Source organism: Paenarthrobacter aurescens (genome assembly GCF_041549525.1).
Taxonomy (GTDB): Bacteria; Actinomycetota; Actinomycetes; order Actinomycetales; family Micrococcaceae; genus Arthrobacter; species Arthrobacter aurescens.
On record NZ_CP157456.1, the window covers coordinates 353,062 to 366,705 of the forward strand.

General features: G+C 62.5%; 12 protein-coding genes. 6 read left to right on the forward strand and 6 right to left on the reverse strand.

Annotated elements, in window-relative coordinates:
• The first annotated feature begins 47 nt into the window (after window positions 1–47).
• Window positions 48–635 carry a MarR family winged helix-turn-helix transcriptional regulator gene (locus ABI796_RS01765; protein ID WP_141286250.1) on the forward strand — a complete coding sequence of 196 codons (588 nt, stop codon included), beginning with the start codon at window positions 48–50 and terminating at the stop codon, window positions 633–635.
• A gap of 73 nt (window positions 636–708) precedes the next feature.
• On the opposite strand, the gene ABI796_RS01770 is transcribed toward ABI796_RS01765, so the two are convergent.
• Complete coding sequence (locus ABI796_RS01770) at window positions 709–1,527, reverse strand: CPBP family intramembrane glutamic endopeptidase (protein ID WP_246095894.1); 819 nt, start codon at window positions 1,525–1,527, stop codon at window positions 709–711.
• Window positions 1,528–1,696: 169 nt separating this feature from the next.
• Here ABI796_RS01770 and ABI796_RS01775 point away from each other — a divergent pair, with 169 nt between their 5' ends.
• The 3 genes from ABI796_RS01775 (at window position 1,697) to ABI796_RS01785 (ending at window position 5,535) form a co-directional block, all read left to right on the forward strand.
• Entirely contained in the window at window positions 1,697–2,818 is a 1,122-nt protein-coding gene (locus tag ABI796_RS01775) for an EAL domain-containing protein (protein WP_141286248.1), read from the forward strand.
• Between the two features lie 115 nt (window positions 2,819–2,933).
• A complete protein-coding gene (locus ABI796_RS01780; RefSeq protein ID WP_141286246.1) occupies window positions 2,934–4,238 on the forward strand; it encodes a glycosyltransferase family 87 protein in 1,305 nt (434 codons plus the stop codon).
• 136 nt (window positions 4,239–4,374) lie between these two features.
• Complete coding sequence (locus ABI796_RS01785; protein WP_303409102.1) at window positions 4,375–5,535, forward strand: glycosyltransferase 87 family protein; 1,161 nt, start codon at window positions 4,375–4,377, stop codon at window positions 5,533–5,535.
• On the opposite strand, the gene mptB is transcribed toward ABI796_RS01785, so the two are convergent.
• From mptB to ABI796_RS01800, 3 genes are all read right to left on the reverse strand, one after another.
• Window positions 5,532–7,109 (reverse strand): polyprenol phosphomannose-dependent alpha 1,6 mannosyltransferase MptB, encoded by a 1,578-nt coding sequence (mptB, locus tag ABI796_RS01790; RefSeq protein ID WP_141286242.1) that lies wholly within the window; start codon window positions 7,107–7,109, stop codon window positions 5,532–5,534. The genes ABI796_RS01785 and mptB overlap by 4 nt on opposite strands.
• Before the next feature lie 233 nt (window positions 7,110–7,342).
• Window positions 7,343–8,134: a GDSL-type esterase/lipase family protein gene (locus ABI796_RS01795; protein WP_141286240.1), complete on the reverse strand. Its 792-nt coding sequence runs from the start codon at window positions 8,132–8,134 to the stop codon at window positions 7,343–7,345.
• Window positions 8,135–8,187: 53 nt separating this feature from the next.
• Entirely contained in the window at window positions 8,188–9,015 is an 828-nt protein-coding gene (locus ABI796_RS01800; RefSeq protein ID WP_141286238.1) for a helix-turn-helix transcriptional regulator, read from the reverse strand.
• A gap of 86 nt (window positions 9,016–9,101) precedes the next feature.
• On the opposite strand from ABI796_RS01800, the gene ilvD reads away from it, so the two are divergent.
• Window positions 9,102–10,964 (forward strand): dihydroxy-acid dehydratase, encoded by a 1,863-nt coding sequence (gene ilvD, locus ABI796_RS01805; RefSeq protein ID WP_141286236.1) that lies wholly within the window; start codon window positions 9,102–9,104, stop codon window positions 10,962–10,964.
• Window positions 10,965–10,973: 9 nt separating this feature from the next.
• Here ilvD and hxlA read toward each other — a convergent pair whose 3' ends face one another.
• Both hxlA and hxlB read right to left on the reverse strand, forming a co-directional pair.
• A complete protein-coding gene (gene hxlA / locus ABI796_RS01810) occupies window positions 10,974–11,597 on the reverse strand; it encodes a 3-hexulose-6-phosphate synthase (RefSeq protein ID WP_141286235.1) in 624 nt (207 codons plus the stop codon).
• A gap of 49 nt (window positions 11,598–11,646) precedes the next feature.
• On the reverse strand, window positions 11,647–12,243 hold the full coding sequence (gene hxlB / locus ABI796_RS01815) for a 6-phospho-3-hexuloisomerase (protein ID WP_141286233.1): 597 nt from the start codon (window positions 12,241–12,243) through the stop codon (window positions 11,647–11,649).
• Between the two features lie 137 nt (window positions 12,244–12,380).
• Between hxlB and ABI796_RS01820 the strand changes: the two genes are divergently transcribed.
• A complete protein-coding gene (locus ABI796_RS01820) occupies window positions 12,381–13,640 on the forward strand; it encodes a response regulator transcription factor family protein (RefSeq protein WP_141286231.1) in 1,260 nt (419 codons plus the stop codon).
• Window positions 13,641–13,644 lie beyond the last annotated feature (4 nt).

Genomic DNA, 13,644 nt, shown 5'->3' on the forward strand with positions numbered 1-13,644 from the left:
CTAGAAGAAAGGCTACCATGTAGGAAGTTGGGTGTAACATACCAAACATGTCCAGATCCGAAGAGATACCAGAAGAAGCCGGGACCCCGGTTTCCGCCGGCATCTATCATCTGGACGCCAACGATCCCCATCAGGAACTGGTGGACCGCTCAGGCCTCTCCGGGGCTGACGTTGAGCAAATCAGCGAGCTCATGGCAGCCCTTGGACGGCTGCGCGAAGCAGAAGAGCGCCTCTCCGAAGCCTCACTGCGGTATATGAAACTCAACCAATCAGACATGCGCGCACTGCACTACCTGATTGTCTGCGCCAACCATGGCGTCATTGCAACACCCGGCGCAATAGCCTCCCGGCTGCATATTTCGACGGCGTCAACCACCAAGCTGCTCGACCGGCTGGAACGCGCGGGTCACGTCACACGGCATGCCCACCCCTCCGACCGCCGCGCACTCGCCATCGGCATAACCCCCGAAACGCACGCAGCCGCCATGAAGACCGTTGGCCGGCAGCAGGCCAAGCGGTTCCTGGCGGCAGCACGCCTCACTCCCGCTGAACGGGAAACGGTGATGCGCTTCCTTGATGACATGGCGCGGGAAATTGAGGTTACTGATGAGGCGTGGGCTGCTTCCGGGACATAGCCCGTACTGGCCCAGCACAGCACTGGCCCAGCACAGCTCAATACAGCACTGGCCCGGTACAGCGCAGCACAGCTCAATACAGGAAGATCGGCAGCCAGTCCCTGTTGTGCGCATGAACCAGTGCCAGGAACAGGACAAAGTCGAAGAGCAGGTGCACGGACACCACGTACGTAAACGACTTGGTGAGCTTGAACGTGTAGCCCTGCAGCAGCGCAAAGGGGAAGGTCAGCAGCGGGCCCCAGGACTGGTAGCCGATCTCCCAAAGGAATGAGGAGAACACCACTGCCTGCAGGAGGTTGGCCAGCCAGTCCGGAAAATGCTGGCGCAACAGGGTAAATGTGGTGCAGATGAAGAACAGCTCGTCCCAGATTCCCACCGCATTGACGCCCAGGAAGAGCCGCCAGAAGATCTCCGGATCCGAGGCATCCGGCCAGTTTTGGTAAACGCCCGTTCGGATCAGGTAGACCGGCAGGATGAAGTATCCCAGCGCAACAACGCCTATCAGGTACAGCTTCGCGGCCAACGGCCACTTACGGCCTGTGTTCACGGGAAACCTGATGATGTCCTCACGGTAAGCGAACCGCGAAACCAGCCATGGCACCAGAACAGCCAAGGCCAAGGCACCGCCCATGAGGGCCATGTGTTCGGTGCTGAGGTCAGCGTTGAGGGGCACCAGGCTGAAGATGGTCATGCCCGCGGCGATCAGGGCCAGGTGCCGCATGAGCCGGTGGTCAATGAACGCCGCAGACACCACACTGGCCGCCAGCAGGCCGTAGCCCAGCAGCCCGTTGCCCACGGCGAAAAGCGGCACACCGGACAAGGAGAGCAGTGCCGCCGGCAGAAGCTTCCAACTCAGTGCGGTACGGGCTGGTTCCGTTGACGTGGATGTCACCCCTCCAGCATCTCAGGGTCCGACGTCCGGCAACATGTTTTCCCTTGTCAGAAGTCATGCCGGTGTCTCAGAGGGCCCTGTTATCTGTAAGATTCGTGACAGGGCCCACACCTGATGGGCTATGGCATGGCTGGCTTCTGCCAGTGGGGGACACACAAAGGAATACTTAATGGCTCAAGACGCGGGCTCTTATGAACCGGAAAGCGGCAGCTCACCTGCGGAAAGCGGCAGCTCACCGACGGACAGCGCTGCGGAACCGCCGGCGGGCGAAAAGATGACCATGCGCGAACAAGTGCTGGACATCATTGAATCAATCCTTGCCGATGACGATTCCAAGAGCGAAAAGGTCAGGAAGAATCTTCGCGCAAGGCTTGATGCACGTCCCGATGACCCCGAGCGGGTTCTGCTGGAACACCTGCTGGAGACCCGCCAGGCGCCGGGCTCAGCTCCCAAGGTCCCCGTTCAGCGTGAAGCTGCCAGCCTGCACTTGGAGTCTCCGGATATCGCCCGGACCGTATCGGTCCCCGTCAGCCATGAGGTACGGGAGGGAATCCAGACCGTCCTTGCGGACAAGCTCCTGCTCACGGCCTTCCAGCCTGTCCATGCGCTGCCTGGCGGCGAAGTGGTGGGCGTGGAAGCGTTGACCAGGTTCGTCGGTGAAGATGGTGCCGGGGCCGATGTGTGGTTCAACGAGGCTGCGGCAGCCGGCCTCGGCACGGAACTGGAAATTGCGGCACTCCATTGCGCCCTGACGGCTGCACACGAGGTGCCGGACAACATGTCCGTGGCGCTGAACCTCACCCCCGCAACGTCCAGCGACCCCCGCGTGCGGAACCTCTTGGCCGCGGCGGCACTCGCCCCGGACAGAATTATTGTTGAACTGACGGGCAGCTTGGACGGCGTTGAAGGACAAACCGGCGACCACGGTTTGGGGCCGCTCCGATCCCTGGGCTTGCGGCTGGCCATCAGCGCCTCCGGAGCCGCATTGGTGTCCATGGAGCGGATTGAACAGCTGCGCCCGGACATCATCAAGCTGGACCGGCACTTAATTGAAGGAATCGAAAGCAACGACGGACAAAAAATCCGGGCCCGGGCCATCGTGGAGCTCGCCCGCGAAATTGGGGCGGACATCATTGCCGAAGGCATCGAAACAGCGGCAGAACTTGATGAAGTGACCGCACTGAAAGTCACTGCAGCGCAGGGATACCTCTTGGGCCGCCCCTCCGTGCACCCCCTGGATTGGTCCGCATGGAGCATCCGGGCGCAATCGGAAGCCCAGCCCGCCGGCTAGCCAACTCTCCGGCATTTGGGTGACTCGCGTAAAGTGGCATGCGGGGGTTTTTCGGTCCCAAGAAAATCGGGGACTGCTGAGGCAGGGACCCACCTAGCCAGGAAGTTCTTCGTTGATGGACAGTTTTTTCAGTATGCTCGCGGATCTTCGCGATAAAACAATCCCAGCGAGGTTGTCGGCCCGGATGAACTCCCCGCGCGGCCTTTTGTGGGGCTTCGTAGTGATTCACCTGGTCTTCCTGGTCTTCGCAGCGGTGCTCTCCTCACGCGGAGAAGCCTTCAGCGACACCTTCATCTACCGTGAGTGGGCGCTCGCAGGGTTCAACGACGCCAACCTGACCGGTGGACCCAGCCCCTGGGTGTACCCCATCCTGGCGCTGATTCCCATGGGCCTGGCAGCAGTTGCCGGCCCTGGCCCCTTCTTCTTCCTGTGGGTCTTGCTCACCACGCTCCTGAACGGGTGGGCGGTGCTGAAACTCACCGACCGCGGGCGTCGGCAGGAAGCAATCCCGGCTGCTTGGTGGTGGCTGGTTTTCGTTTTCCTCATGGGCTGGTTGGGGTTCGCCCGCGTTGACGGGCTGACTGCCCCCATAGTCCTTGTTGCGCTGGTCTACGGCGTTACCCGGCCCTTCGTGGCATCGGTCCTCCTGAGCATCGCCACCTGGGTGAAGGTTTGGCCCGCAGCGGTCATGCTGGCGCTGTTCGCCGTGGTCAGGAAACGCCTGCACGTTGTGGCGGCGGGCATTGCGACGACGGCGGTGGTGGTTGCGCTGGCTGCGGCAGTTGGTGCCGTACCCAAGTTGCTGAACTTCCTGACCCAGCAGGGTGACCGTGGCATGCAGCTCGAAGCGACGTTCACTACGCCTTGGCTGTGGTTGTCTGTCCTCGGCGTGGGGGATTCGCGCATGTACATGAACACGGACATCAACTCCATGCAGGTTGACGGACCCGGTACGGCAGTCATGTCCGTGCTCATGCAGCCGCTGCTGCTCCTGGCTGCTGCCGCGGTCGCCGGTTTGACCTTCTGGGCGCTGCACCAAGGCAAGCTCAACGGAGGCGTGGACCGCACCGAACTCCTTCTTTCCGGCGCCCTCACCCTGGTAACCGCCTTCATCGTTTTCAACAAAGTGGGTTCACCACAGTTCATGGTGTGGCTCGCGCCGGCCGTTGCCGTGGGACTTGCGCACAACTGGAAAGAGTGGCGTGTCCCGGCCACCATGCTGATAGTGATCGCGGTGGCCACCTACTTTATCTACCCGCTCTTCTACGATGCGTTGAGCCACAACAATCCTTGGATGGCCCTGGTCCTGACCATTCGCAATGTCCTGCTGGTGGTTCTCTTCTTCTGGTCGGCGCGCCGCTTGTACTCACTGGGCCGTAAGCCCTCCGTAGTCAGCGCCCCAGCGGGCAAGGAGCAGTAAGATTTCCGCGACGTTCTTTGACCGGCTGGTCCGTATCCGCACCCGGGTCCTTCCACCTGCAGTTGTAGCGTGGTTCGCCCGCCCTTCCAGCGTGTGGTGGGGATTCGCTGCGGTCCATTTCTACTTCCTGTGCTGGATGGCGTCCTTCTTCCTCAGCGGCAACACGTTCAGCGACACCGAGCAATACCGTCAATGGGCCATGGAGGGTTACAACCCGGAGAACCTCACCGGGAAAATCAGTCCCTGGGTCTACCCCGTGCTGGCCCAGATTCCCATCTTCCTGGCCGGGATCGCCGGCCCGGACCTCTACCTGCTGATGTGGACCTTGGGCATCACCGCCCTTAATGCGCTGGGCCTCTGGTACCTGACTCGCGGCCCCCGGCGGGTCACGGGGATCGCGCCTGCCTGGTGGTGGCTGTTCTTCACCGTGTTCATGGGGTATCTCAGCTTTGCCCGCGTTGAGGGCATCACAGCCCCGATCGTGTTGATTGCGTTGATCTGTGCGGCCCATAGGCCCGTTGTTGCCTCCATCCTTCTGAGCATCGCAACATGGATCAAAGTGTGGCCCGCAGCAGTCCTGGCACCCATGATTATTGCCTCGAAGAATCGCTTGCAGATGGTCGCTGCCGGGGTGGGCGTCACCGCCGTCGTAGCTTTTGGAACGTACCTTACCGGTGGCTTCAGCCACATCCTGGACTTCCTGATCAACCAAGGCGAACGCGGCATGCAGCTGGAAGCCACGTTCTCCACGCCGTGGGTGTGGCTGAGCGTCTTCAACATTGCCGGCTCCAAAATGGCGGACAACACTGCCATCAACTCCACGGAGGTCTACGGACCCGGTGCCGAGGTTGCCGCCTTCCTGATGCAGCCGCTGCTGATTGTTGCTGCGATCGCGGCAGCAGTGCTCCTGATCCGTGCGCTCAGGCGTGGGGCGGAGCGGGAGGAACTGTTCCTCGAGGGCGCGTTGATGATGACTACGGCGTTCATTGTGTTCAACAAAGTTGGCTCGCCGCAGTTCATTATCTGGCTGGCCCCGGTGATCATTGCGGGCCTGACCCACGACTGGAACCGTTGGAAGGTGCCGGCCGCTTTGCTGATGGCCATCGCCATGACAACGTTCGTGATCTATCCGCTGTTCTACACCCCGCTCATCCACGCCCACCCCGTGATGGCGGCAGTGCTGACAACCCGGAATGTCCTGCTGGTGGTTTTGCTGTGGTGGTCGGTGCAGCGGACCATCGAACTGGGACGGCGAGTGAACCAGGGCGAGGCCCCGGTGGTCCCGAAAGCGCTTTAGCGGATAGTTGGAGGGCGGTGGAGCAGGCGACGGTCAGTCTGCCCCACCCAGCGCGATAACTTGCCCTGAACCAGCAACCTGCGGGTATGGATGTCCAGGAACACCAAGTAGAACGCGAACAGCAGGGCAATGGCGAACGCCAACGAGGACAGGTCCACTGAGACCTCCACGAAGGACCACACCGAGAGTTGGTCCTGCGCACCGAAGACCACAAAGAACGTCACGCCCACGTAGAGGCAGCGCATCTGCCAATCGTCCCGGATCCCTGTTACGGCCAGGAAGGGAACAAACCACAGGATGTACCAGGGCTGGATGATGGGGGAGAGCAGCACGATCGCCGCGAAGGCAAGGGCCATTCTGCGGACCACACGGGAATGGTCTCCGCGGAACATCAGCACCAGGACCAGAGCCACGGCGCCCCACTTCATGACAGCCCGCAGGATGTCCGCCATCGCATTGCCGGGCAACCCCAGGGCGTTGCCCAGGAACTCGATCTGCTGGCCCAGGAAGCCTGACGGTGAGTAGCCTGTGAAGCCGGGGGTGGGGTCTGTGATGGCCCACGCCCAACCAAGCCCCAGGCCGTAAGGGATGCCGCTGACCACCAGAATGGCAAAGCTGATGCTTGCGGTGGCTGCCCAAATTCCAAACTTGCGCGGCCAGGACGCACCGGCGCCCGCCCACATCAGGCCAATAAACGGCAGCAACAAAACAGTGGCTGGTTTGATCCCGATGGAGAGCGTCACCAGCAGGATGCCAAGAAGCGGACGCTTTGTTGCTGCAAAGTAGGTTCCCGCAACGGCGAAGCCCACCATGATGGCGTCGTTGTGTGCGCTTGCCACGAAGCTGATGAGGAACAACGGGTTGGCCACCGCAATCCACAAGGCACGGGCACCGTTGATCCCGTGAAGCTCCGCGAGCTTGGGCACATACACAACGCACAGCAGCACCCCGGCTGCGGCCAGCAGGCGGAACAGCAGGACTGATACGTCCGGTTGGGCCCCGGTGATGGCAACCACCGCGTGGGCCATCCACAGGAAGTAGGGCCCGTACGGGGTACGGGCTTCCGCCCATGCCGGGTCCGCGCCCAAGGCGAACCAGTTGTTCAAAGCCGAAATGCCGACGTCGTAAGGGTCCTGGCCCTCCATCATCAGCCGGCCTTGGCCTATGTAGGCGTAGACGTCACGCGAATAGACAGGAACAGCGAAGAGCAAAGGCAGCGACCACGCTCCGATCGCGGCGACGATCGGTTTGAGGGAGTTGCCTTCCCAGGTGCCCATCCGTTGGCCCAGCCTCAGCCAGGACCGGACCAGCAGCATGGCACCCACGGTCAGGAGGACGGCGGAAACCGTGACGCCCCAACCCTCCGTGCGCAGGGCAATGACTATGGGGTGCCGGATCATGGGGGACCCGTTGGCGATCCAGCCGATGCCAATGGACCCGGCAAACATGAAAAGTGAACCGAGGAAGCCCTGCAAAATTGCGGGGTACGCTACGGGCTTTGTTGCCGGGGTTGGCGCTGGTGTTGGTTTGGGCGCCTTGGTAGGAAGTGGACCGGGGGTACTGCCTGTCGTCATGACTGGTCTGTTCCCCACTCACGGTATGGCGCTTCCAGGAAATGAAACGCGGATTGAAGCCGAAGAGCTTGTACTTGCGGCAAGTGAAATTTTAGCGTCGATCCAGCCAACACCACCACAGGCGCGGCAAAGGGTGACCGACTCCATAATCACGTGCTGCATCGGTGCCGGGTATTCCCCGCGATTCCTCACCGGTCCGGAGTACTTCCGAGGTCCCGACCTGTATATGCCCCTTAAGGCATGCTTGTTCCGAACACGGGGCCGGGCTCCGGCCGCTTAGGGTGCCTGCCGTCGTCGGCGTTACGCTGTGTCAGGCGACGCACCACCCACGGGAACAGATGCTCCCGGGCCCAAATGATGTCTCCCACCCGTGCTGCACGCCAACTGCGCTCCGGAAGGGGCTTGGGTGTCAGCGGCTCCAGGGAATGCGGGACGTTCAGGGTGTCCAGCACCATGATGGCCACGGTGTGTTGGCCCAGCGCTGAAAAATGAAGCCGGTCCGGGTCCCACATCCGCGGATCCGTTAGCTGCCGGAGCGCCCAAAGATCGGCGATCACCGCGTCATGGCGGGCGGCAACCACCCGAATGTTCTCGTTGTAGATGGCCACCTTGCCACGGGTACGGCCCAGCACCGGGGTGGCGCCCCAATCCGGTCCCGTGAAGAGCACAATGGTGGCACCGGTGGCGGCCAGCCTTGCCACTCCGTCGTCCAGTTCCAAGGCAAGCTTGTCCGGATCGCTCCTATGGAAAAGCAGGTCATTCCCGCCGGCATTAAGGGTGATCAGGTCAGGCTGCAGCTCAACAGCCGGGCCCACCTGCTCTTCGAGTATCTGGTGCAGCAACCGCCCACTGATGGCCAGGTTGGCGTAAGCAAAATCCTCATGGCCGGTGCTCAACTCTTCCGCTACCCGGTCCGCCCAACCACGGAGACCGCCGGGGCTCCTCGGTTCGGGATCACCCAAACCTTCGGTGAACGAGTCGCCCAAAGCTACGTAGCGGCTCCACGGATGCAGGCCAGCGGTCATGCCTCCATAGTGCGCTCACTGCCCGTGCGGCGCCAGAGTCGGCGCCAATGACCTCAGTTACCCATCAACCGCCGCATCTGCTCCCCGGCGTCGCTCCCTGGCGCCGGTGTATAGACCACTATGTGCAGGTCCGGCCTGTCCGAGGGCGAGACCTGGTGGTGCTCCATGTGCAGCACGCCCACTGCGGGGTGGTGGAACTGGCGCTCCCGGGACTCGAAACCCAGGATGTCGTACCTGTCCCAGCTCTCCTGGAATTCGGGGCTGGCATCCTTGAGCCTTTGCACCTGGTACTCCACATCCGGATCGCCCAGGCGCTGCCCGGTTTCGGCCCTGAACTCAGCCAGGAATCGCTTGCTGGTGACGTCCCAATCAGGCAGGAGGTTGCGGATGAAGGGGTCGGTGAAGACCAGCCACAAAAGGTTCCTGTCGGCGGCGTCGAAGGTGCCGATGTTGGGGTACAGCGCCTCATAAGCGCGATTCCAGCCTGCGATGCCCCAGTCCGGTGACAGTGCATAGGAAGGATTGGGGTCCAGGGCGTCCAACAGGCGCTGCACATGGGCTGGAGCATCGGCCGCCACCGGGCCCTTCGGCGGAGCGGACGAGTAGCCGCCCAAGGAAAGCACATAGCTCAACCCGGTGTCCGAGAGGTGCAATGTGCGGGCCACCGCCTCAAGGACCTGACGCGACGGGCTGATGTCCCGGCCCTGCTCCAGCCAGGTGTACCAGGTGACGCTCACTCCGGAGAGGAATGCGATCTCTTCCCGCCGGAGGCCGCGATCACGGGAACGGCCCACGGGCGGCAGGCCGTAGTCGGAGCGAAGGGCCTGGTTCCGTCGCGTCCTGAGGAAAAGTCCCAGTTCCTTGCGTCTTTCATCTTTCACTGTCCTAACACTATTACTCTGGTACTTTCACTACTAGTAGCAGCACCGTCTTCCACCCGCTGTAGAACAACAGCAGGATGGTATTCATGCCTGCACTTCGCTCCAGAACAGTTACCCACGGCCGGAACATGGCCGGAGCCCGCGCACTGCTGCGTGCCTCCGGTGTTGCCAACACGGACATCGGCAAGCCGATTATTGCCGTGGCCAACTCCTTCACTGAGTTCGTCCCCGGCCACACCCACCTCGCTCCCGTGGGCCGGATTGTGTCCGACGCGATCCTGGCCGCAGGCGCTGTGCCCCGTGAATTCAACACCATCGCCGTGGACGACGGCATTGCCATGGGCCACTCCGGCATGCTGTACTCCCTGCCGTCCCGCGACCTCATTGCCGACTCCGTGGAATACATGGTCAACGCGCACTGCGCCGACGCCTTGGTGTGCATCTCCAACTGCGACAAGATCACCCCGGGCATGCTCATGGCAGCGCTGCGACTGAACATCCCCGTGGTGTTCGTCTCCGGCGGTCCCATGGAAGCCGGCCGCGTAACGCTGACTGACGGCTCTGTCCGTTCCCTGGACCTGGTGAACGCAATAGCCGACGCTGTGGACGAATCCATCTCCGATGAAGACATCAACCTCATTGAAGAGAACGCCTGCCCCACCTGCGGTTCCTGCTCGGGCATGTTTACCGCGAACTCCATGAACTGCCTGGCCGAGGCAATCGGGTTGGCACTGCCAGGCAACGGCTCCGTGCTGGCCACCCACACCGCCCGCAAGGCGCTGTACGAGAAAGCCGGCGCCACCGTCGTCGAGCTTGTAAAGCGCTATTACGACGACGACGACCACTCCGTTTTGCCGCGCTCCATTGCCACCGCTGAGGCATTCGACAACGCCATGGCCTTGGACATTTCCATGGGCGGCTCCACCAACACCATCCTGCACCTGCTGGCCGCAGCCCAGGAAGCAGGTGTGGAATACGGCCTGGCCGAGATGGACGCCAAGTCCCGCCAGGTGCCGTGCCTGGCCAAAGTGGCCCCCAACGTTGCCGGGGACAAAACCTACTACATGGAAGATGTGCACCGCGCCGGCGGCATCCCCGCCCTGCTGGGGGAGCTGAACCGCGGCGGCCTGCTGCACAAGAACGTCCACTCCGTACACTCCAACGACCTTGACGGTTGGCTGGACGATTGGGACATCCGCGGCGGCAAAGCCACCGAGGAAGCCCAGGCCTTGTGGCACGCTGCTCCCGGCGGCGTCCGTTCCTCCACAGCGTTCTCGCAGTCGAACCAGTGGACCTCCCTGGATACTGATGCCGAGGGCGGCTGCATTCGCTCCGTGGAGCACGCCTACTCCAAGGACGGAGGCCTGGCTGTGCTCCGCGGCAACGTGGCTGTGGACGGCGCCGTAGTGAAGACCGCAGGCGTTGACGAGTCCATCTGGACCTTCGAAGGCCCGGCCGTTGTGTGCGAATCACAGGACGAAGCTGTGGAGAAGATCCTGAACAAGACCATCAAGGAAGGCGACGTAGTGGTTATCCGCTACGAAGGCCCCCGAGGCGGCCCCGGCATGCAGGAAATGCTGTACCCCACCTCGTTCCTCAAGGGCCGCGGTTTGGGCAAGAAGTGCGCGCTCATCACCGACGGACGCTTCTCAGGCGGTACCTCAGGCTTGTCGATCGGGCACATCTCGCCCGAGGCTGCTTCCGGGGGCGCCATCGCCTTGGTGGAGAACGGGGATGTCATCAGCATCGACATCACCCGGCGCTCCCTCCAGTTGCAGGTCTCGGACGAGATCCTCGCCGAGCGACGCGAGAAGCTCCTTGTCAACGGCGGCTACAAGCCCAAGGACCGCGAACGGCACGTCTCGCCCGCGCTCCGGGCCTATGCGGCCATGGCGCTCTCCGCTGACAAGGGTGCCGTCCGTGATGTCTCGCTGGTGGAAAACCTCTAAAGTCCGGAGCTAGTTGATGGCTGCCTTCAGTTCCTTGGCGGCCAGCTCGGGGTCTGCAGCGCCGTATATGGCGCTGCCTGCAACGGCGACGTCGGCGCCCGCCAGCTGGACCGCTGCAATGGTCCCGGCATTCACGCCGCCTGCCACCGAGAACGGGACACGGGCTTCCTCGCCTGCATTGAGCAGGGTACGCAAGTTGTAACCAGGCTGTGCCTGCTCATCCAGGCCGGCGTGGAACTCCACGAACTTGGCACCAAGCGAACGGGCTTCCTTGGCGCGGGATACTTTGTCCGCCACGCCTATCAGGTCCACCACGATTCCCTTGTTGTGCGCTTTGGCGGCCTTGACTGCGCCGGCAATGGTGGAGTCATCTGCGGTGCCCAGGACCGACACCAGGTCAGCTCCCGCTTTGAAAGCGATGTCGGCTTCGAGTTCTCCGGCATCCATGGTCTTCATGTCAGCGAAGACGATCTTGGTGGGGTGGGCGTCCTTGATGGCGGTGACGGCGGAGAGGCCGGCAGCCTTGATCAGCGGGGTGCCAAGTTCAATGATGTCCACGTGCTCGGCCACTTTGTGGGCCAGTTCAAGGGCGTCCTCGACGGTGAGGAGATCCAGTGCTACCTGAAGTTTCATGGGGTTCTTCTTTCTTGTGGAAGGTTTGGTTGGTGCGGGTTCAGATGGGTTACTCGAGGTTGGCGTGCCGCAGCCAAAGCTGTTCGGCAGGCTCATCGGTGCTCTCCCAGAGGGTTTGGAACACTGCTTCGGTTGCCAGGAAGAGGGATTGCTCGAACAGGCTGCCGGAGTACTGGCGGGAAAGGCTGGAGCCGTGATCGGTCTTCTGCGCGGCGGGAATGATTACCAGCGCATCGGCCAATCCGGCCAGGGGTGAGCCCGCATTGGTGGTCACCGCAGCGACGTCCGCGCCGGCGGCGACTGCTGTTTCCGCCGCCTTGACCACGCCCGAGGTAGTTCCTGAGCCGGACGCGACCAGCAGGAGGTCACCGGCGGTGATGGCCGGCGTCGTGGTGTCCCCGGCAATATGGACCGTCAGGCCGAGGTGCATGAGGCGCATTGCTGCCATGCGAAGAACCAGTCCGCTCCGACCTGCGCCGGACAAAAAGACCCGTTCTGCTCCCCGGATCCTCTCTGCGAGGTCTGCCAGCTGGCGGACATCGATCGCGTTGGTGGTGCCCGCTGTTTCATTCTGGATCAGTGACAGGTTGAGGGCCGCCCGGGCTGCTGTTTCGCTCAGGGAGGACCGTTCCGCAACGGCGTCCATATTCACTCCTTTACGTGCCGTTCTTTTGGTTCCCTTCCACCTTGGTGCAGTTTCCGGGTAGGTGGAACGCCTTTTTGTGACGGCATTTACTACCCCATTGGGTAGTTCCTCTCCTGGGAGGCACGTACTCTGACTGAATGCAGAACTGGACACTCCTCCACGCCGTCAGCGATCTTGCTGCGGCGCCGCTGAACCGCATTGCCGAAGTCCTCCGCGACGCCACACTCCCGTTTGTCCAGGCCAGCGCCTTGATCATCTTCACCGAGGAATGCACTGGCCGGCCCCAGAAAAAGGCGGGTGATGAAGGCGTGGTCAGCCGGGTGTCCATCACCGAACTGGACAGACTGGGATCGGCCTTGCCGGGCGAGGGCCCATGGCGAACTTCTGCGGTTATCGCCGGGCAGGAGAGGGAAGTCCTTGCCCTTGGTTTCGCACCCAGCCAAGCGCTGCTGGTGCTGACCGATCCCTCCGTTGCCGGGGGATCCGAAGGTGAAGAGGCTCTTCGCCTTCTCGACTACCTTTGGCGATTAACCGCAAGACGCATCCAGGAGAAAGTAACTGACGCGCCGCCGTCGTACCTGTTGGAATCGCGGGCAGCGTCCGCCGAGCGGATCCGTGTAACTGCCGAGCTGATCGACCAACACTCCACCACGCTTGAAACGCTGCTTGCGGCCCTGCGGTCCACCTCCATGAACGACGCCGCGGCGCGCGCCTCGGTGACGGACCTCGCTGTTAAAGCCCTGGTGGACTTGCGGACGGTCAGCGACCGCACCAGCGATCTGGTGGAGGAGCCGGTGGCGACGGCGTTCGAACGGCTTCGTGAGGACCTTCGGCCCCTGATGCACTTCAGCAATATCGATATGCAATTCATCGAGCCGCCCGCCAACGGGCGTGCACTCCCCGGCGAAGTTGCCCATGCTGCACGTGCTGTTGTTCGTGGCCTGGTCCTGGCCATCGCGGAGCAACCGGACGTCCGCCGGGTGCGGGCCCAGTGGGACTGCGACGGTGAGAACCTGCTGATCAATGTGCGCGACGACGGTCTGGGTGCACTTACGCCGGACTCGCCCAGCATCGCCCGGTTGCAGCAGCGGGTGCAGGCCGTTGACGGGCGGATGTCCCTTGAGGTGATGCAGGGCTGGGGTGCGGATATTTCCGTGGTGTTGCCCTTGGATCCACCGGCTTCGCCCGCAGGCGACGTCGCCGCGTGGGACCTGGCGCCGAGGGAACTGGAAGTCCTGCAGCTGCTCACCGCCGGGCAACGGAACCGGAGCATCGCAGGGGCGCTCCACATCAGCGAAAATACGGTGAAATTCCACGTCCGCAACCTCTTCCGGAAACTGAACGTGCGTTCCAGGACTGAGGCGATCGCCTTGGCGCACTCGGCCGGGCTCAGGTAGGTCT